This is a genomic window from Pseudomonas sp. JS425, from assembly GCF_018223845.1.
GTDB classification, from domain to species: domain Bacteria; phylum Pseudomonadota; class Gammaproteobacteria; order Pseudomonadales; family Pseudomonadaceae; genus Aquipseudomonas; species Aquipseudomonas asiatica.
On record NZ_CP073661.1, the window covers coordinates 1,097,567 to 1,115,792 of the forward strand.

An 18,226-nucleotide genomic window follows, 5' to 3' on the forward strand; every position below is an offset into this window, starting at 1 on the left:
ATACATCTGAAAAGATCTATGAAAACAGGAAATTGTCCTTTACAGGAATGCTGTATCGGCATTATCTTCTGATCCAGGCCGCCATATCGGCCAGCGTCGCTCGGACGGTTCCGGGCGCTTACGTACTCAGAGGAAGCCATGGCCAACCCAGGTTCGCCGCGTCGCTTTGCGCGCATCGATCGTCTCCCCCCTTACGTTTTCAACATCACTGCCGAGCTCAAGATGGCTGCCCGCCGCCGTGGCGAGGACATCATCGACCTGAGCATGGGCAACCCCGATGGCGCTACCCCACCGCACATCGTCGAGAAGCTGGTGCAGGTCGCCCAGCGTGAAGACACCCACGGCTACTCCACCTCCCGCGGCATCCCGCGCCTGCGTAGGGCCATCTCCAACTGGTACAAGGAACGCTACGAGGTCGACATCGATCCGGAAAGCGAAGCCATCGTCACCATCGGCTCGAAGGAAGGCCTGGCGCACCTGATGCTGGCCACCCTCGACCAGGGCGACACAGTGCTGGTGCCCAACCCCAGCTACCCGATCCATATCTACGGGGCGGTGATCGCCGGTGCCCAGGTGCGTTCGGTACCGCTGGTGCCGGGCGTGGACTTTTTCAACGAACTCGAGCGGGCCATCCGCGAGTCGATCCCCAAGCCGAAGATGATGATCCTCGGCTTCCCGTCCAACCCCACCGCTCAGTGCGTGGAGCTGGACTTCTTCGAGCGCGTGGTGGCCCTGGCCAAGCAGTATGGCGTGCTGGTGGTCCATGACCTGGCCTATGCCGACATCGTCTACGATGGCTGGAAGGCCCCGTCTATCATGCAGGTGCCGGGGGCCAAGGACATCGCGGTGGAGTTCTTCACCCTGTCCAAGAGCTACAACATGGCCGGCTGGCGGATCGGCTTCATGGTCGGCAACCCCGAGTTGGTCAGTGCCTTGGCGCGGATCAAGAGCTACCACGACTACGGCACCTTCACCCCGCTGCAGGTGGCTGCCATTGCAGCACTGGAAGGCGACCAGCAGTGCGTACGAGACATTGCCGAGCAGTACCGCCAGCGCCGCAACCTGCTGGTGAAAGGGCTGCACGAGCTGGGCTGGATGGTCGAGAACCCCAAGGCTTCGATGTACGTATGGGCGAAGATCCCGCCGGAGTATGCGCACCTGGGCTCGCTGGAGTTTTCCAAGAAGCTGCTGGCCGAAGCCAAGGTTTGTGTGTCGCCGGGGATCGGTTTTGGTGATTATGGTGATGACCATGTGCGTTTTGCCCTGATCGAGAACCAGGATCGTATTCGCCAGGCGATTCGCGGGATCCGGCAGATGTTCCGGGCTGATGGCCTGACTCGTAAGTAAGCCCTCATGTCTACAGGTACGGCACATGCCGCACGGCCTGCGCCGTACCTGTAGGAGCAGCTTTCCTACTGCTCTACAGCTACCCAGTTAAATATTTTTCTGCACTCATTTCTCACTTCAGAGACCCGAAAGATGAGTGTCTTCACCGCCTATTTCTGCGGCACCGGCTCCCACCGCTTCGACGATGCCAACCCCAACTTCTGGAATGGTGAGCTGGTCTCGACCCTGGCCAGCAATGACCAGGGCCGCGAGTTCGCTCACTGGATTGCCGTTGACGGCCCCGGCAGCGGCAACCTGCAGGATGACAATCTGTTCGTCGAGCCCGGTGGTTATTTCAACTGGAGCGGCCAGTTGTTTGGCAGCGGCTGGGAAGAGAACGTCAACCATGTGCTGAAGGTGATCAAAGGCGAAAGCAGTTGGCAGCGCACCAAGCTGAGCGAGGAAGAATACGAGCGGCTCAAGGAGGCCGGTGTTCCGATCCCGGATGCCACCTCTACAGCTTCCTGGTTCTGGCGCACCTATGACTACGGCGAACGCCACCCGACGCCACAGGAGCTGCAAGAGCGCATCATCAACCTGTTCCGCAAGCCGCGCTTGCCGACCCAGGTGAACCTGGTGGGTTGGAGCAGGGGAGGGATCAGTTGCCACATGCTGGCCAACGCCATGGCGCAGGTCCCTGTATTGCGGGACATACCTGTGAATATCTTCGCCATCGACCCGGTGCCGGGCATCGGTAACCTGCAAAGCCAGCGGGTAACCTTGGCGGGCAATGTCCGCGAGTATGTGGGTTTCTATTCGCGGGACGAGCGATCCAAAGGCTTTGCCTGTGTGATCCCTTCGGTCGAACCGAGTACACGGATATGCATCTACCCGATACCAGGCCGCCACGCCACGCTGGTGGGCAACGCCTCCATCGACGGTGCGAGTGATGGCAAGGTACTGGCGGAGCCGGGATTGATCGTTCGTCATTTTGCCGAGGTCTGCCTGACCCGCTGGGGTGTGCAACTGGACAGGCGCCTGTTCCTGAGCGACGAGCATTTGATGCGATATCACATGCTCATGGCCGCTGCCGAAGGGCGTTACAAGGCCATGCGTAGCGAGTCGTATACCCTACTTACCGAGGGCGAAGATGACGACCGCTTGGTGTATTGCGGCGAGACCTGCATTCACTTCAGCAAGGTGTGTGGTGATGGCTATGAGCCGACCGAGGGCCTTGGCCTGCAGCGCTGGGATGTCAACACCTACAAGGCATTACGCTGACTTGAACGGGCGGCCGGGGAAGTCATTGGTCGCCCGTGTTCAATTGCCGGATCAGCGGCAAATATTTTTTGCATTCCCCTCTATCCAGCCGCCCCGGCTTGGATTGAAAATGGCGCCGCGGGCCAGCCCCGATAACAACAACCTTCCCTCCGTGCCATCATGTCCGAATACAACCCTTGCCTTGACTGCGGCGCCTGCTGCGGGTACTTCCGTGTGTCCTTTTTCTGGGGCGAATGCCAGTCCGCCGGGGGCCTTGTGCCGGACGACCTGGTGGTACAGATCAACCCCACCCGTGTTGCCATGATCGGCACCGATGCCAAACCCTGCCGCTGCATCAGCCTGCAGGGCGAGATCGGCCAGGAAGTGGCTTGCACCATCTACGCCAACCGTTCCAGCCCCTGCCGCGAGTTCGAGGCGTCGTGGGAGGGTGGGGTGCATAACCCCAGCTGCGACGATGCGCGGGCGGCGTATGGCCTGCCACCACTGACCCCGCCCGGGGCCAACGAACCGCATTGGCCGGATGATGGGGCTGAGGTGGCCTGATCGTATTTCGTTAGCCTGTACCGGCCCTTTCGCGGGTAAACTGTTCTGGTCAAGTATTTCCGGACACCGGTTACGGTGATCAAGCCGCCTGCTGCTCCATAGCTATTGGTGACAGGTAGTCGTTGTAGCTGTGGAGCCTGATTCGGTTGTATCGCATGAAGAAGCTGGTCATGTCCTGCTTGGCTTCTTCAATTTCCTTGTAGCCCTTGGGCGGCACCCATTCTGACTTGAGCGTTCCAAAGAAACGCTCTGTTGGTGCGTTGTCCCAGCATTGTCCCCTGCGACTCATGCTCTGCGTTATGCCATGCTCAAGCAGCTCGGACTGGAAGCGCTGGCTGGTGTATTGGCAGCCTTGATCCGAGTGAAACATCAAGCCTGTATGCTTGCCCCTAACCCCTACTGCCATCCTCAGTGCCTTGCTAACCAAGTTGGCGTCGTTGATCAGGGAAAACGCCCAGCCAACGATCCGACGCGCAAACAAGTCAATCACTACTGCCAGGTGATACCAGCGCTTCCCGACCATCAAACTGGTCACGTCACCGCACCAGACCTGGTTAATTGCTGTTGGCTCAAAGTTGCGTTCGAGCAGGTTCTTGGCCACAAACGCTTCAACACCTTTGGAGCGATTCCGATGAGGACGACGCTGCTTGCTTTCCAGATTTGCCTCCTCCATGAGTTTTCCGGCCAGATACCGTCCCACCTTGAGCTGCTGGGCCTTCAGGTACTCAGAGATCATTCTCGCGCCCGCGCTTCCCCTGCTTTCGACGTGCAGCTGAACTACTTTCTCTCTGAGTTCGTCACGCTTGGTATTCGGTGTTGAACGACGGCGAAGCCAGTCATAAAACGCGCTACGGGATACGCTCAGCGCACTGCAAAGAAGGCTGGTCGGATACGAGCCTGACTCTCTCAGTTCCTCAATCAGGAAAAACGATCGGGATCCGACATCAAGAGAGCCGTAGCCTTTTTTAAGATTTCAGCCTCGGTCTCCAGGCGCTTGATCTTGGCTCGCAGCTGCTGGAGCTCGCGCTGTTCGTCGCTGATCGCTTTGGTACCGGCTACTGGCTGGCCCTTGTGTCGCTCTTTACGCACCTGATCAACCCAGCGGCGCAGGGCTGTAGGGCCGACGTCCATTGAGGCGCAGACGTCGGGAATCGAGCAGTGGTCATCAAGGACCATGCTGGCAGCACGTTGCTTGAACTCGCGGGTGTAGGTCTTTCGTTCTTGCATGGAACCTCCTGATTGGGCGAATCATATCGCCCTTAAGAGGTGTCCGGGATCATTAGGCCAGTTCAAACCCGCTCCTACAGGTATCACCGTACCCTGTAGGAGCGGGTTTACCCGCGAAAGGGCCATCAGCTGTAAGAAGATTCTGAACCTGAAACCAAATGCTTCAGGTTGCCAGGGATTAGGAATTATCCTACGGCCTCAGTCGGATGCCGTCTGATAGGCAAGTAGCTACCTCAGAGATAACGTTTCGGCGTCGTCACAATTGGCGATCGGGTGTGAGAAGCCCGGTGTTTCGAGATGGCTTGCCAGTTATGGCAGCCGTGCGCGTGCAGACTTCGGTCTGGCCGGTGCCTCGGACACTGGTCTTCTCACCTCGCGTACGGCTGCCACCTTATCTGTGAGAAGGATGCGAGTGGTTGCCTCTGAAAATATTTCCGAGATGACTATGAAAAAACTTGTACCTGATCCACCCGTTACAGACCTTACTTACCAAGCCGCGAAGTCCCAGGCTACCCAGGTCATGGACATTCTCTCCAACACCATCCTCCAATACCTCGACGCAGAAGCCCCGGACCTGCGTTCCACCCTTCTCGAAAACATGTCGACGCAAACTGCCCTGCTGCACGCCTTGTTAGCCCACATAAAGGCGCAGGAGGCCCAGGCATGAGCGACCACCTCAAATCCCGCACCACCGTAGGTGCGGAGAAATTCCTTGAGCTGTACCGGGTAGAGCCGGGTGTACCGCTTGATCTGGCATTCGATGAATTGTCGGTGCTGATCGGCTGTATCAAGCATTTGAACGAAGAGGCCGAGATGGAGGGCGACAAGATCGCCGGCAGCGCGGCGCGCATCCTCAGTGCCATGGCCAAGGCGCTGATCAATGATATGGAAATGGGCTTGAATCGGGGCGCCTGAACGATTTTTGGGGCCGCTTTGCGGCCCATCGACGCGGTTCGTCGCCACGACAAGCCAGGCTCCCACAGGTATAGTGCAAGGCTCCGGGCCTGTGGTGCACCTGTGGGAGCCTGGCTTGCCGGCGATGGGCTGCGCAGCAGCCCCGGGATGCTTGAACCGATCGCTTGACGTTAAACTGTCATCTCCCCAGCAATGGACAGGAGATCCGGCGTGACCCCACCCCGCAGTTTCCCCAGTGACCTCTGCCTCGACAGCCCGCGTCTGCAATTGCGCCCCATGCGCCATGCCGATGCCGCGCAATGGCTGGCGATCATGGCCGACCCCGAGGTCATGCGCTATTGGCACCATGCACCTTGGCAAGACCTGGCCGAAGCCGAAAGCGCCCTGGCCGCCGACCGCGAAGCCTATGCCAATGGTGACCAGCTCAAGCTTGGCATGTACCGCCGTGACAACGGCGAACTGATCGGTATGGTCCAGCTGTTCAATATCGACGATGTCTCTCGCCGTGGTGAAATCGGCTACTGCCTGGCCAGCGCGGTGCAGGGCAGGGGTTACATGGACGAAGCACTGACCTGCTTCATCGATTACCTCGCCCACACCCTGCACATGCGCCGCCTGGAAGGCGAGATCGACCCGCGCAACCAAGGTTCGGCACGCACTCTGGAGCGCCAGGGCTTTGTGCTGGAAGGCACATTGCGTGCGCGTTGGTGCGTTGCCGGCGAGTTGTCCGATTCGGGTATTTATGGCCTTCTGCTAGAGCCCCCGGTTGCATAGGAAGTAAATCTCTTGCCAGTTTTCTACCTGAGCGCCAGCCTGCTGCTTTACCTGCTCGCATTGTTCTTCGACGGCGCGCTGATGAGTGGTGACCGCCACATGCCGGCCCTGCAGATGCTGTTGTACGGGCCTTGGGGCATGCCCTTCGGGTTGTACCAGTGGTTTGCCAACCCGCTGCTGGCCCTGGCAATCCTTGCCCATCGGCGCTTTCGTCGTCTGGCCTTGCTGGTCGGGCTGGTGGCTGTGTATCTGGCGGCCAGCAGCTTTGGAATTGACCGCCTGCCGGACAATCAGAGCTATGAGTTCCATGACCTGACCGGTTTTGGTGCCGGTTTCTACCTGTGGCTGGCGGCAATGGTGGTGTTTTGCATGGGCCAGGCCTGGCATTGCTGGAGGGCACGCAGCGCCGACGACATGCCGGGCTGGAGCTGGCTGGATGTGGTGTTGATCGCGGCGCTTGGCGTGATGTTTTATGCGGCAACGCAGATGCCGTCGCTGCGCTTCGAGCCGGGCAAGGTGCTGATGCCACCGGAACAGCCGCAGACGCTGTGATGCCCACAAGGAGAGTTTATGACCAAGCATTACCTGACGGGCCTGGCATTGGCCTGTGTGCTGCCGCTGGCCCAGGCGGATGACTACACGCCGGGATACGGGCAGTGCATGGACAAGGCGTCCAGTACCGTTGCCATGAGCGAGTGCATTCGGGCCGAGACGCAGTTGCAGGACCAGCGTTTGAACCGGGTGTACAAGCAATTGATGGGCAAGCTGGATGCCGGGCAGCAGAAGAGCCTGCGTGATGTGCAGCGCAAGTGGCTTGCCTACCGCGATGGCAATTGCGGGTTCCATGTGCAGGCCAGTGGCGGGACCATGGCACAGCTGGAAGGTGGGTCCTGTGTGATGGACATGACCCGCGACCGGGCGGCGGAGCTGGAGCGCGTGCTCAGCCCTGGGCAGTGAGTACTGCCAGTACTGGCCCTATCGCCGGCAAGCCAGCTCCCACAGGGAGCGCATACCCTGTCAGGCAGTGCAATACCTGTGGGAGCTGGCTTGAACTGGCCTAATGATCCCGGACACCTCTTAAGGGCGATATGATTCGCCCAATCAGGAGGTTCCATGCAAGAACGAAAGACCTACACCCGCGAGTTCAAGCAACGTGCTGCCAGCATGGTCCTTGATGACCACTGCTCGATTCCGGACGTCTGCGCCTCAATGGACGTCGGCCCTACAGCCCTGCGCCGCTGGGTTGATCAGGTGCGTAAAGAGCGACACAAGGGCCAGCCAGTAGCCGGTACCAAAGCGATCAGCGACGAACAGCGCGAGCTCCAGCAGCTGCGAGCCAAGATCAAGCGCCTGGAGACCGAGGCTGAAATCTTAAAAAAGGCTACGGCTCTCTTGATGTCGGATCCCGATCGTTTTTCCTGATTGAGGAACTGAGAGAGTCAGGCTCGTATCCGACCAGCCTTCTTTGCAGTGCGCTGAGCGTATCCCGTAGCGCGTTTTATGACTGGCTTCGCCGTCGTTCAACACCGAATACCAAGCGTGACGAACTCAGAGAGAAAGTAGTTCAGCTGCACGTCGAAAGCAGGGGAAGCGCGGGCGCGAGAATGATCTCTGAGTACCTGAAGGCCCAGCAGCTCAAGGTGGGACGGTATCTGGCCGGAAAACTCATGGAGGAGGCAAATCTGGAAAGCAAGCAGCGTCGTCCTCATCGGAATCGCTCCAAAGGTGTTGAAGCGTTTGTGGCCAAGAACCTGCTCGAACGCAACTTTGAGCCAACAGCAATTAACCAGGTCTGGTGCGGTGACGTGACCAGTTTGATGGTCGGGAAGCGCTGGTATCACCTGGCAGTAGTGATTGACTTGTTTGCGCGTCGGATCGTTGGCTGGGCGTTTTCCCTGATCAACGACGCCAACTTGGTTAGCAAGGCACTGAGGATGGCAGTAGGGGTTAGGGGCAAGCATACAGGCTTGATGTTTCACTCGGATCAAGGCTGCCAATACACCAGCCAGCGCTTCCAGTCCGAGCTGCTTGAGCATGGCATAACGCAGAGCATGAGTCGCAGGGGACAATGCTGGGACAACGCACCAACAGAGCGTTTCTTTGGAACGCTCAAGTCAGAATGCGGATTCCACGCTGACTCGGACACCCATTCCACGCACATCCGGACAGTGATTCCACGCTGATCCGGACACTCATTCCACGAGCATCCGGACACCGATTCCACGGCCATCCGGACACTTTCCAGGCAGGCAGCTACGCAGGATTTATTCACTACCATCGACCTCTTTTTCGAAGCAGAGAGGTCGTCGTGGAGCGTTTGTCCATGCGTAAAATCCGTGAGGTGTTGCGCCTCAAGTTCGATTGCGGGCTGTCTGTCCGTAAGATCTCCCGCAGTCTGGGCATAGGCCACAGCAGTGCCGGTGATTACCTCTGTCGCTTTGCCGCCAGCGGTCTAGCCTGGCCCTGCTCGTTGTCCGATTCCGAACTGGAACAGCAACTGTTCCCACTGGCCCCTGCGGTGCCCAGTGAGCAGCGGCCACTGCCTGATTGGTCTTGGGTGCACGCCGAGCTGCGTCGCCCCGGCGTGACCCTGGCGCTGCTCTGGCAGGAGTATCGCCTGAGCCAGCCGCAGGGTTTTCAGTACAGCTGGTTCTGCGAGCACTACCGGGCCTGGCAGGGCAAGCTGGACGTGGTGATGCGCCAGGAACATCGCGTCGGCGAGAAGTTGTTCGTCGACTACGCCGGGCAGACGGTGCCGGTGATCGACCGGCACAGCGGCGAGATCCGCCAGGCGCAGGTGTTCGTCGCGGTGCTCGGCGCCTCCAGCTACACCTTCGCCGAAGCCACCTGGTCGCAGCAGCTGCCGGACTGGCTGGGCTCGCATACCCGCTGCTTCGCCTTCCTCGGGGGCGTGCCGGAGATCGTGGTGCCGGACAACCTGCGCAGCGCGGTGAGTAAGAGCCATCGCTACGAGCCGGACATCAACCCGAGCTACCGCGATCTGGCCGAGCACTATGGCGTGGCGGTGGTGCCGGCGCGGGCGCGTAAGCCGCGCGACAAGGCTAAGGCCGAGGTCGGCGTGCAGGTGGTCGAGCGCTGGATCCTCGCCGCGCTGAGGAACCGCCAGTTCTTCTCCTTGAACGAACTCAACAGCGCCATCGCCTTATTGCTGGAGCGCCTCAACCGACGACCGTTTCGCAAGCTGCCGGGCTCCCGGCACTCGGCCTTCGAAGCCCTGGATCGTCCGGTGCTGCGGCCGCTGCCGGAGCAACCCTACGTGTATGCCGAGTGGAAGAAGGCGCGTGTGCACATCGACTACCACGTCGAGGTTGATGGGCACTACTACTCGGTGCCGTACCAACTGGTGAAGAAACAACTGGAAGTACGCCTGACAGCGCGCACGGTGGAGTGCTTCCACGCCAATCAGCGGGTGGCCAGCCATCTTCGCTCACCGCACAAGGGCCGGCACAGCACACAGGCCGAGCACATGCCCAAGAGCCATCGCGAGCACGCCGAGTGGACGCCACAACGGCTGATCCGCTGGGCTGAGCAGACCGGGCCGAACACGGCCGGCGTGATCAGCCACATCCTCGAACGGCGCATCCACCCAACCCAAGGCTACCGGGCCTGCCTGGGCATCCTGCGCCTGGGCAAGACCCATGGCGAAGTGCGCTTGGAGTTGGCCTGCCGTCGCGCCCTCAGCCTCGGTGCGTGCAGCTACAAGAGCCTCGAATCGATCCTGCGCCAGGGTTTGGAAAGCCTGCCGTTGGCTCAAGCCAACCTGCCCCTGCTGCCGGACGACCACGCCAATCTGCGCGGCCCCGGCTACTACCACTGAACACAAGGAATCCCACCATGCTGCCCCATCCGACCCTGGACAAGCTCCAGACCCTGCGCCTGACCGGCATGCTCAAGGCACTCGCCGAGCAACTGAAAACCCCCGACATCGACAGCCTGAGCTTCGTGGAACGCCTCGGCCTGCTGGTCGACCGCGAACTGACCGAACGCGACGACAAGCGCCTCAGCAGCCGCCTGCGTCAGGCCCGGCTCAAGCACAACGCCTGCCTCGAAGACATCGACTACCGCAGCCCGCGCGGACTCGACAAGGCGCTGATCCTCCAGCTGAGCAGCGGTCAGTGGTTACGCGACGGACTCAACCTGATCATCAACGGGCCCACCGGCGTGGGTAAAACCTGGCTGGCCTGCGCCCTGGCACACCAGGCCTGCCGAGAGGGTTACAGCGTGCGTTACCTGCGCTTGCCGCGCCTGTTGGAAGAGTTGGGCCTAGCCCATGGCGACGGGCGCTTCGCCAAGCTGATGAGCGGCTATGCCAAGACCGACCTGCTGATCCTTGATGACTGGGGCCTGGCCCCGTTCACCGCCGAACAGCGCCGCGACATGCTGGAGCTACTGGACGACCGCTACGGCCAGCGCTCGACCCTCGTGACCAGCCAAATGCCCGTGGACAACTGGCACGAACTGATCGGCGATCCAACCCTGGCCGATGCCATCCTCGACCGCCTGGTGCACAACGCCTACCGGATCAACCTCAAGGGCGAGTCGATGAGAAAGCGGGTGAAGAAATTGACGGCGCCGGGCGCCTCAGACTAACAATGCAACCCCTGCGTCGCTGCGCTCCGACTGCCTGTCCGAATGATCGTGGAACAGGTGTCCGGATCAGCGTGGGCTGAGTGTCCGAATGGCGTGGAATCCGCAAGTCAGAATGGGTGCCGCCCAAGGGCTACAAGGAAATTGAAGAAGCCAAGCAGGACATGACCAGCTTCTTCATGCGATACAACCGAATCAGGCTCCACAGCTACAACGACTACCTGTCACCAATAGCTATGGAGCAGCAGGCGGCTTGATCACCGTAACCGGTGTCCGGAAATACTTGACCAGAACAGCTTGCCGGCGATGGGGCGCGAAGCGGCCCCGTTTTTACTTGCGTGGTTCGCGCAGCGCCCGGGCCTTGAGATACTCGCGCACTTCCACCGCATCCCCGGCAAACTCGATACGCTCTGCTTTCGCTGCACGCTGGTAGGCATACATCGGGTCGTAATACTCGCTCAGCAAGCTTTCGATGAAGACCCGGTGCAACTCTACCGAACCACTGCGCTGCTGCTCGTCCAGCGCCTGGCGCAGGATTTCCGACAGCCGCTGATGGCGCTCGCCGCCGAGGCGCTTTTGAATCCTGCCCATGCTCTGCAGAAGTGTCTCGGCAAATAGCCGCCGGCCATCTTCTTCACCATGCAGGCTGACGAACTCGGCGCTCAGGTCGATCACGTAGTCGCGCAGGATACGCTCCACGCGGTTGGCCAAACTGTCTTCCAGCCACACCAGCGGGTATTGCTGCATGCCCTGGTACAACTCCAGCGGTACGGTGCAGCTGCCCACGATTCGGCCTTCGTCTTCCAGCACGAACTGCTCGATACCCCGGGCGCGTTTTTTCAACACGTCTATGGCCAGCCTGTTCTCGAAGTCGATCTGCGCTGGCTGTGCAGTGGCGCGCTTGCCAAAGCTGGAACCGCGATGGTTGGCGTAGCCCTCCAGGTCCAGCTCGTTGTCCAGTAGGTGCAGCACTTCGGTCTTGCCGGTGCCGGTCAGGCCGCCCACTAGCACGAAATCACATTGCGCGACCGCCTGTTGGGTAGTCTCCAGCAGGAAGTGGCGCATGGCCTTGTAGCCGCCCTCGACGAGGGGGTAGTGGATGCCCTTCTCATCGCGCAGCACTTTCTGGACAAGATGCGAGCGCAGGCCGCCACGGAAGCAGTACAGGTAGCCTTCCGGGTGATCCTCGGCGAACTTTGCCCAGGCCTCCAGACGTGCCTGCTTGATCTCACCGCTGACTAGCTTGTGGCCCAGAACGATGGCTTCAGCCTGGCCCTTCTGCTTGTAGCAGGTGCCGACCTTTTGCCGCTCCTGGTCATTCATCAGTGGCAGGTTGACGGCACCCGGGAAGGCGCCCTTGGCAAATTCGACAGGTGCACGCATGTCCATCATCGGCACGTCGTCGAGGAACAACTGGCGGAAGTCGGTGCAGTCGGGGCGCATCAGATCACCTCGACCGCGTGGCTCTGTCGCTCGACCAGCTTGCCGATCGGCGCCAGTTGCAGGCCCAGTTCGGCGGCCACCGCGAGGAACTCGGCTTCACCCTCCGGGGTAACCGCCACCAGCAGGCCACCGCTGGTCTGCGGGTCGCATAGCAGATGCTTCTGGTCGTCGCTCAGGGTGCCGATCTTGTGGCCATAGCTGTCGAAGTTGCGCAGAGTGCCGCCGGGGATGCAGCCCTCGGCCAGGTAGTGGTCGACGCTGGGCAGGCGCGGGACGGCGGCATAGTCCAAATGAGCGGTAAGGCCACTGCCCTCGGCCAGTTCCACCAGGTGGCCGAGCAGGCCGAAACCGGTGACGTCGGTCATGGCCCTGACCCCGTCAAGCTTGCCGAAGCGGCTGCCGGGCGTGTTGAGGGTGCACATCCAGTCGCGGGCAAGGCCCTGGTCCTGGGTGCGCAGCTTGGCCTTTTTCTCGGCGGTGGTGAGGATGCCGATACCCAGTGGCTTGGTCAGATACAGGCGGCAGCCTGCGCTGGCGGTGTCGTTGCGCTTGAGGTGACGCTTGCTGACCACGCCGGTGACGGCCAGGCCGAAGATCGGCTCGGGGGCGTCGATGGAGTGGCCGCCGGCCAGCGGGATACCGGCTTCGGCGCATACCGCACGGCCGCCGCGGATCACTTCGCGGGCCACTTCTGGTGGCAGCACGTTGACCGGCCAGCCGAGAATGGCAATGGCCATCAGCGGGTCGCCGCCCATGGCGTAGATGTCGCTGATGGCGTTGGTGGCGGCGATACGGCCGAAGTCGTACGGGTCATCGACGATCGGCATGAAGAAGTCGGTGGTCGAAACCACGCCGCGCTCGTCATCCAGCGCGTACACGGCAGCGTCGTCGCGCGAGGCGTTGCCCACCCACAGTTTCGGGTCCAGGGCCTGGGCGCCGCTTTCTGCGAGGATCACATCCAGCACCTTGGGGGATATCTTGCAGCCACAGCCGGCACCATGGCTGTACTGGGTCAGGCGAATCGGCTCGCTCATGTGCACCTCAGGAGGTCAATTTGATGCGCGATTGTAGCAAAGCTGGCCTTTGCGCCTGCGCCTCTTATAATTCCCGTCGTCGGCGTATAGGCCGACATTTCCCCGCTATTGAACCGGAGAACACCCCATGCTCAAACGCCCTCTGGCGCTCGCCGCCGGCCTCGTGCTGTCTTGCTGCGCCGTTGTCGCCCAGGCCGCCGACACTCTGCGGGTCAGCGCCATCCCTGACGAAGCACCGACCGAACTGCAGCGCAAGTTCAAACCGTTGGGCGAGTACCTGGCCAAGCAGTTGGGCATGGAGGTGAAGTTCGTGCCGGTGGCCGATTACCCGGCGGTAGTCGAATCGCTGGCTTCCAACCGCCTGGACCTGGCCTGGCTGGGGGGCTTCACCTTCGTTCAGGTGCACTTGAAGGACCCTGCCGCCACGCCGCTGGTGCAGCGTGAACAGGATGCGCAGTTCACTTCCAAATTCATCACCGCCAACCCTGATGTGAAGAGCCTGGCCGACCTCAAGGGCAAGTCGTTTGCCTTCGGTTCCATCTCATCCACCTCGGGCAGCCTGATGCCGCGTTACTTCATGCTCAAGCAGGACAATATCAAGCCTGAAGACTACTTCGGTCGCGTTGCCTACTCCGGCGCCCACGATGCCACTGTGGCCTGGGTGCAGGCCGGCAAGGTCGATGGCGGCGTGCTCAATGCCAGCGTTTGGCAGAAGCTGGTGGATGCCGGCAAGGTCGATACCGCCAAGGTGAAGGTTTTCGCCACCACCCCGACCTACTTCGACTACAACTGGACCGTGCGCGGCAACATGGACCCGGCGCTGAAAGAGAAGATCAAGAAAGCCTTCCTCGACCTCGACCCGGCCAACCCGGAGCACAAGGCGATCCTCGACCTGCAGGCGGCCAGCCGCTTCATCGAGACCAAACCTGAGAACTACGTGGGCACCGAGCAGGCTGCGCGCGAGGCCGGCCTGCTCAAGTGATATCGACAGTGGCTTCCAATGTGGCGATCCATCTGCACGAGGCCGGGCTGCGCCATGGCCAGGTGCGTGCGCTTGATGCCGTGAGCCTGAGCATCGGCCAGGGCGAGCGCGTCGCCATCATAGGCCCGTCGGGGGCGGGCAAGTCCAGCTTGTTGCACCTGATGGCGACCGCCGTCCAGCCCAGCAGCGGGCGCCTGGAACTGCTCGGCGAGCAGCCATGGGCGTTGTCCTCCAGAGCCCGCCAGCGCCTGCGTGCGCGGGTAGGCCTGGTGCATCAGGCACCGCCCTTGCCGCCGCGCCAGCGGGTGGTGACGGCAGTGCTGGCCGGCCGCCTGGGGCAGTGGGGCATGCTGCGTGGCCTGTTCAACCTGCTGTACCCCTGCGATGTGCCGGGGGCGCGCCAGGTACTGGCCGAGCTGGGGTTGGCCGACAAACTCTTCGTACAGTGCGGGCAATTGTCCGGTGGCCAGTTGCAGCGTGTGGGCATTGCCCGGGCGCTGTACCAGCGGCCGCAGGTCTTGTTGACCGACGAGCCGGTGTCGGCCATGGACCCGGTGCTGGCTGACCACAGTCTGGCCTTGCTCAACCGCCACGCACAGGCCAATGGCGTCACTCTGGTGGCGAGCCTGCATGCCGTGGACCTGGCGCTGGCGCACTTTCCGCGGGTGATTGGTATCCGCGAAGGGCAGGTGGTGTTCGACTGCCCGGCGCAAGCGGTGACCGAGCAGTTGCTGGATGCGTTGTATGCGAATGAACAACTGGCCTCACCACCGAGCCAGGGGCCGACCCTGACCGTGCAGATACCGCGATGTTGAAACTTGATGCCCGCGACCCGGCGCTGTTGCATCGGTTGCTGCTGACCCTGCTGGCTGTGGCGGTGCTGTGGCCTGGCGTGCAGCTGAGCGAATTGAACCCGGCGGTCCTGCTTCAAGCGGAGAATCGCCAGCAGATCGCCAGTTTCACCAGTGCCTTCTGGCCACCAGCACACGATGCCGACTTCCTTTCCCTGCTTTATGAGGCCACCTTGCAGACCCTGGCCGTGGCCACGGCCGGCATGGCGTTGGCGTTGCTGCTGGCGGTCCCTGCCGGGTTGCTGGCCAGCCGAGCCTTGTCGCTGCATGCCGCCTCACATGGCGGTCGCGCCGGGTTGTGGTCGCGTCTGCTACGCCTGCCGGTACGCTGGTTGCTGATTTTCTTGCGCAGTGTGCCGGAAATCGTCTGGGCGTTGCTGTTCGTGCGCGCCGTCGGGCTGGGGCCGACGGCGGGCGTGCTGGCTATCGCCATTACCTACAGCGGTATGCTTGGCAAGGTGTATGCCGAGATCTTCGAATCGGTCGACCAGCGCCCGGCGCATGCCTTGCTGCAGGCGGGTAGTGGCCGCCTGGCTGCGTTTTTCTACGGCATCCTGCCCAGTGCGGTGTCCGAAGTGGTGTCCTACACCGTGTACCGCTGGGAGTGCGCGGTACGCGCCTCAGTGGTGATGGGCTTTGTCGGTGCTGGCGGGCTGGGGCAGCAGATCGACCTGTCGATGCGCATGTTCGCGGGAGCGGAAGTGGCAAGCATGCTGCTGACGTTCCTGGTCCTGGTGATGCTGGCCGACCTGCTCAGCCGCTTCCTGCGCTGGAGGCTTGCATGAACCGGGTCATCAACTGGCTGGTGCTCGGCGCCATCGTGGCTGCAGTGATGGCCTCGTTCGCCTACCTGAAGCTGGACTTGCAGGCGCTGGTCGGCAACGGCGGGCTGGGGCAGATGGGCGAATATGCCGGGCGTTTCCTGCACCCTGACCTGTCTGCCGGGCATCTGCGCGCGGTAGCGCATGGGGCGCTGGAAACCTTGGCCATGTCCGGCCTGGGCACCTTGTTGGCCATGCTGCTGGGCATGCTGTTGGCGCTGCCGGCCGCTGGCCGGTTCGGTTGGCCGCTGCAGGCCTGTGCGCGGTTGTTGCTGAATGCCCTGCGGGCCATCCCGGAACTGGTGTGGGCCGCGCTGACGGTACTGGCGGCCGGGCTTGGGCCGAATGCTGGCACCCTGGCCTTGGCGCTGCATACCGCTGGCGTGCTGGGGCGGCTGTTTGCCGAGGCGCTGGAGAACGCACCGCCGGAGCCCGCAGCTGCCATCCGCTTGCAGGGCGGTAGCCAGGTGGCGGCATTCTGCTTTGGCACCTTGCCCAATCTGTGGCCGCAGTTGCTGGCTTATAGCTTGTATCGGTGGGAAAACAACATCCGCATGGCGAGCGTGCTGGGATTTGTCGGGGCTGGCGGGTTGGGGCAGATGCTGTACACAACCTTGAGTTTGTTCCAGGAGGCCCAGGCCAGCACGGTGATCATGGGGATGCTGGTGCTGGTGTTACTGGTGGATGCGTTGAGTGATGTGTTGCGCCAGCGCTATGTGCGGGCCTGACAGATAGCCGGGGCCGCGTTGCGGCCCTATCGCCGGCAAGCCAGCTCCCACAGATACGGTGCAAGGTCACAGGATTCCACGGCCCCTGTGGGAGATGGCTTGCCGCCGATAGGGCAGTTGAGGTCTGGCACTAAGCCAACTCCCCACACTGCGCCTCCCGCTGCATCGACTCCAGATTCCGCTCGATCGTCTCGCAAATGCTGTCCATCTGGATCTGATGCTCACTGAACCTGAACGGGCTCTGCAAATCCGTCCCGATCCGCTCGATGGCCAGCAGCATGAAGCCCACCACCGTCGATGCCAGCGGCGTGAACCAGCCCAGCGACTCCACCAGCCCCACCGGTACGATCAGGCAGAACAGGGTGATGAACAGCCGCGGAAAGTACACGTAAGGGTAGGGCAGTGGCGTATTGGCGATCCGTTCCATGCCACCTTGGGCATTGGACAGGTCCACCAGCGTCGATTCCAGCCTTGCCAGGCGAATGCTGTCCAGCCGCCCGGCCTGGTACTCCCGCGCCAGCAACGCCGCCGAACCACTCAGAATGTCGTTGGCGAAATTGTTCGAGCGGTTGCGCCGCTCGAATTCCGCTGGCGGAATGAACGCCATCAGTTCATCCGGGCAGCGCTCGCCCTTCAGGTGCGCCGCCAGGCAGTTTACATAGGCGATATGCCGACGCAGCAGGGTAGCCTTGACCGGGTTCAGGCCATCATCCGGGTCATCGATCAGCGTCAGCGCCTGCCGCGCGAAACTGCGTGAACTGTTCACCAACGCCCCCCACAATGTGCGAGCTTCCCACCAGCGGTTGTAGGCGCTGCTGTTGCGAAAGCTCACCAGCACCACCAGCGCCGAGCCAAGCAAGGTCAGCGGGATCAACGGCAGGGTGAACTTGCTGTTGAAGAACAGCATGAAATCGATGGTGACCAGCACATCCCAGATCAGCAGCCAGAACAGCGACCAGCCGATATAGCCGATGGTCTTCACCGCCAGGCGGTACTTGCGGACAATGATGTCTTTCACGCGGGCTACCTCGAAAATTGGCAGATGCAGGATCCGACGTCGAGGTAGGGCGAAGGTTCTGTGTGTGATTGTTGCAAGGGATTTTGGATCTTCTCGTCCAGCCCCATGCAGTGCCTCGCTGGCTCAGCCGGGTTGGATAAACACCTGTTTCATCTGCACTAACGCCACCCGCGAGCCATCCCACGCCTGCCGTTCATCGATGCCGAACGGCACGAAGCCCAGCTGTGGATAAAGCAGCAGGCCCGCTGTGTTGTGGTTGAAGCACGACACCCAGACCTCCCGGGCTGCGAACTGTTGGCGGGCCAGTTCGATCATGGTAGTTACCAGGTAGCGCGCTACGCCGTGGCCGCGTGCGGCGTGGGCCACGACCACGTTGCCCAGGGCGCACACGCCGCCGTGTTCGGCCTTGTAGAAGTTGGCGAATGCCAGCACCGTGCCGTTGCCCTCCACCACCGTGGAGCCGCTGCGCTGGGCGATGGCATCGTTCAGTTGGGCGGGGGAGAGAGGGTACTTGGCTTTGGGGAACATGTAGAACAGTTCGGCCGGGCTTTGCGGGAAGCTGCAGATTCCAGGGATATCGTCGGGCCGTACGGGGCGGTGGGTCAGGTGCATGGCAAGTCCTTGTGTGCTGGCTGGTCGGGCCACTTCGCGGGCAAGCCCGCTCCCACAAGGGGC

23 protein-coding genes are annotated in these 18,226 nt (G+C 61.7%); 17 read left to right on the plus strand and 6 right to left on the minus strand.

Annotated features, from left to right (window positions below; all coding sequences use genetic code 11):
• The first annotated feature begins 138 nt into the window (after positions 1-138).
• From alaC to KDB76_RS04990, 3 genes are all read left to right on the plus strand, one after another.
• Positions 139-1,347, plus strand: a complete 1,209-nt coding sequence (alaC, locus tag KDB76_RS04980; RefSeq protein ID WP_013970982.1) for an alanine transaminase — start codon at positions 139-141, stop codon at positions 1,345-1,347.
• A gap of 132 nt (positions 1,348-1,479) precedes the next feature.
• A complete protein-coding gene (locus KDB76_RS04985; protein ID WP_013970983.1) occupies positions 1,480-2,607 on the plus strand; it encodes a hypothetical protein in 1,128 nt (375 codons plus the stop codon).
• 159 nt (positions 2,608-2,766) lie between these two features.
• Positions 2,767-3,150, plus strand: a complete 384-nt coding sequence (locus KDB76_RS04990) for a YkgJ family cysteine cluster protein (protein WP_003259127.1) — start codon at positions 2,767-2,769, stop codon at positions 3,148-3,150.
• 79 nt (positions 3,151-3,229) lie between these two features.
• Here KDB76_RS04990 and KDB76_RS04995 read toward each other — a convergent pair whose 3' ends face one another.
• Complete coding sequence (locus KDB76_RS04995) at positions 3,230-4,072, minus strand: IS3 family transposase (RefSeq protein WP_024086385.1); 843 nt, start codon at positions 4,070-4,072, stop codon at positions 3,230-3,232.
• The gene (locus KDB76_RS29670) at positions 4,069-4,377 is read right to left on the minus strand and encodes a transposase (protein WP_024086157.1); all 309 of its coding nucleotides are present in this window, start codon (positions 4,375-4,377) and stop codon (positions 4,069-4,071) included. The genes KDB76_RS04995 and KDB76_RS29670 overlap by 4 nt, the downstream gene beginning before the upstream one ends.
• 520 nt (positions 4,378-4,897) lie before the next feature.
• Between KDB76_RS29670 and KDB76_RS05000 the strand changes: the two genes are divergently transcribed.
• From KDB76_RS05000 to KDB76_RS05045, 10 genes are all read left to right on the plus strand, one after another.
• Positions 4,898-5,044 carry a hypothetical protein gene (locus tag KDB76_RS05000; RefSeq protein WP_169774995.1) on the plus strand — a complete coding sequence of 49 codons (147 nt, stop codon included), beginning with the start codon at positions 4,898-4,900 and terminating at the stop codon, positions 5,042-5,044.
• On the plus strand, positions 5,041-5,292 hold the full coding sequence (locus KDB76_RS05005) for a DUF3077 domain-containing protein (RefSeq protein ID WP_013970986.1): 252 nt from the start codon (positions 5,041-5,043) through the stop codon (positions 5,290-5,292). The genes KDB76_RS05000 and KDB76_RS05005 overlap by 4 nt, the downstream gene beginning before the upstream one ends.
• A 210-nt stretch (positions 5,293-5,502) precedes the next feature.
• Positions 5,503-6,066, plus strand: a complete 564-nt coding sequence (locus KDB76_RS05010) for a GNAT family N-acetyltransferase (protein ID WP_012270565.1) — start codon at positions 5,503-5,505, stop codon at positions 6,064-6,066.
• A 12-nt stretch (positions 6,067-6,078) separates the two neighbouring features.
• The gene (locus KDB76_RS05015; RefSeq protein ID WP_039613833.1) at positions 6,079-6,618 is read left to right on the plus strand and encodes a hypothetical protein; all 540 of its coding nucleotides are present in this window, start codon (positions 6,079-6,081) and stop codon (positions 6,616-6,618) included.
• Positions 6,619-6,636: 18 nt separating this feature from the next.
• The gene (locus KDB76_RS05020; RefSeq protein ID WP_023661248.1) at positions 6,637-7,023 is read left to right on the plus strand and encodes a lysozyme inhibitor LprI family protein; all 387 of its coding nucleotides are present in this window, start codon (positions 6,637-6,639) and stop codon (positions 7,021-7,023) included.
• Between the two features lie 156 nt (positions 7,024-7,179).
• A complete protein-coding gene (locus tag KDB76_RS05025) occupies positions 7,180-7,488 on the plus strand; it encodes a transposase (protein ID WP_024086157.1) in 309 nt (102 codons plus the stop codon).
• A gap of 8 nt (positions 7,489-7,496) precedes the next feature.
• Positions 7,497-8,249 carry an IS3 family transposase gene (locus tag KDB76_RS05030; protein WP_249206225.1) on the plus strand — a complete coding sequence of 251 codons (753 nt, stop codon included), beginning with the start codon at positions 7,497-7,499 and terminating at the stop codon, positions 8,247-8,249.
• Between the two features lie 140 nt (positions 8,250-8,389).
• Positions 8,390-9,904 carry an IS21 family transposase gene (gene istA / locus KDB76_RS05035; RefSeq protein ID WP_038408847.1) on the plus strand — a complete coding sequence of 505 codons (1,515 nt, stop codon included), beginning with the start codon at positions 8,390-8,392 and terminating at the stop codon, positions 9,902-9,904.
• 17 nt (positions 9,905-9,921) lie between these two features.
• A complete protein-coding gene (istB, locus tag KDB76_RS05040) occupies positions 9,922-10,677 on the plus strand; it encodes an IS21-like element helper ATPase IstB (RefSeq protein WP_038408850.1) in 756 nt (251 codons plus the stop codon).
• 80 nt (positions 10,678-10,757) lie between these two features.
• Positions 10,758-10,931 carry a hypothetical protein gene (locus KDB76_RS05045; protein WP_212632241.1) on the plus strand — a complete coding sequence of 58 codons (174 nt, stop codon included), beginning with the start codon at positions 10,758-10,760 and terminating at the stop codon, positions 10,929-10,931.
• 73 nt (positions 10,932-11,004) lie between these two features.
• Here KDB76_RS05045 and mnmH read toward each other — a convergent pair whose 3' ends face one another.
• Entirely contained in the window at positions 11,005-12,117 is a 1,113-nt protein-coding gene (gene mnmH / locus KDB76_RS05050) for a tRNA 2-selenouridine(34) synthase MnmH (protein ID WP_013970990.1), read from the minus strand.
• A complete protein-coding gene (gene selD / locus KDB76_RS05055) occupies positions 12,117-13,151 on the minus strand; it encodes a selenide, water dikinase SelD (protein WP_023661249.1) in 1,035 nt (344 codons plus the stop codon). Before selD ends, mnmH begins: the two co-directional genes overlap by 1 nt.
• 127 nt (positions 13,152-13,278) lie before the next feature.
• Between selD and KDB76_RS05060 the strand changes: the two genes are divergently transcribed.
• The 4 genes from KDB76_RS05060 to phnE are packed head-to-tail and all read left to right on the plus strand — an operon-like array spanning position 13,279 to position 16,533.
• Complete coding sequence (locus KDB76_RS05060; RefSeq protein ID WP_013970992.1) at positions 13,279-14,133, plus strand: putative selenate ABC transporter substrate-binding protein; 855 nt, start codon at positions 13,279-13,281, stop codon at positions 14,131-14,133.
• Between the two features lie 20 nt (positions 14,134-14,153).
• Complete coding sequence (locus KDB76_RS05065; RefSeq protein ID WP_013970993.1) at positions 14,154-14,948, plus strand: phosphonate ABC transporter ATP-binding protein; 795 nt, start codon at positions 14,154-14,156, stop codon at positions 14,946-14,948.
• Positions 14,942-15,769 (plus strand): ABC transporter permease, encoded by an 828-nt coding sequence (locus KDB76_RS05070; RefSeq protein ID WP_013970994.1) that lies wholly within the window; start codon positions 14,942-14,944, stop codon positions 15,767-15,769. The genes KDB76_RS05065 and KDB76_RS05070 overlap by 7 nt, the downstream gene beginning before the upstream one ends.
• Positions 15,766-16,533 (plus strand): phosphonate ABC transporter, permease protein PhnE, encoded by a 768-nt coding sequence (phnE, locus tag KDB76_RS05075; RefSeq protein ID WP_013970995.1) that lies wholly within the window; start codon positions 15,766-15,768, stop codon positions 16,531-16,533. The genes KDB76_RS05070 and phnE overlap by 4 nt, the downstream gene beginning before the upstream one ends.
• 130 nt (positions 16,534-16,663) lie before the next feature.
• Here phnE and KDB76_RS05080 read toward each other — a convergent pair whose 3' ends face one another.
• Together KDB76_RS05080 and KDB76_RS05085 are read right to left on the minus strand one after the other, a co-directional pair.
• On the minus strand, positions 16,664-17,551 hold the full coding sequence (locus tag KDB76_RS05080) for a bestrophin family ion channel (protein WP_013970996.1): 888 nt from the start codon (positions 17,549-17,551) through the stop codon (positions 16,664-16,666).
• 123 nt (positions 17,552-17,674) lie between these two features.
• Positions 17,675-18,163, minus strand: a complete 489-nt coding sequence (locus KDB76_RS05085) for a GNAT family N-acetyltransferase (protein ID WP_013970997.1) — start codon at positions 18,161-18,163, stop codon at positions 17,675-17,677.
• Between the last annotated feature and the right edge of the window lie 63 nt (positions 18,164-18,226).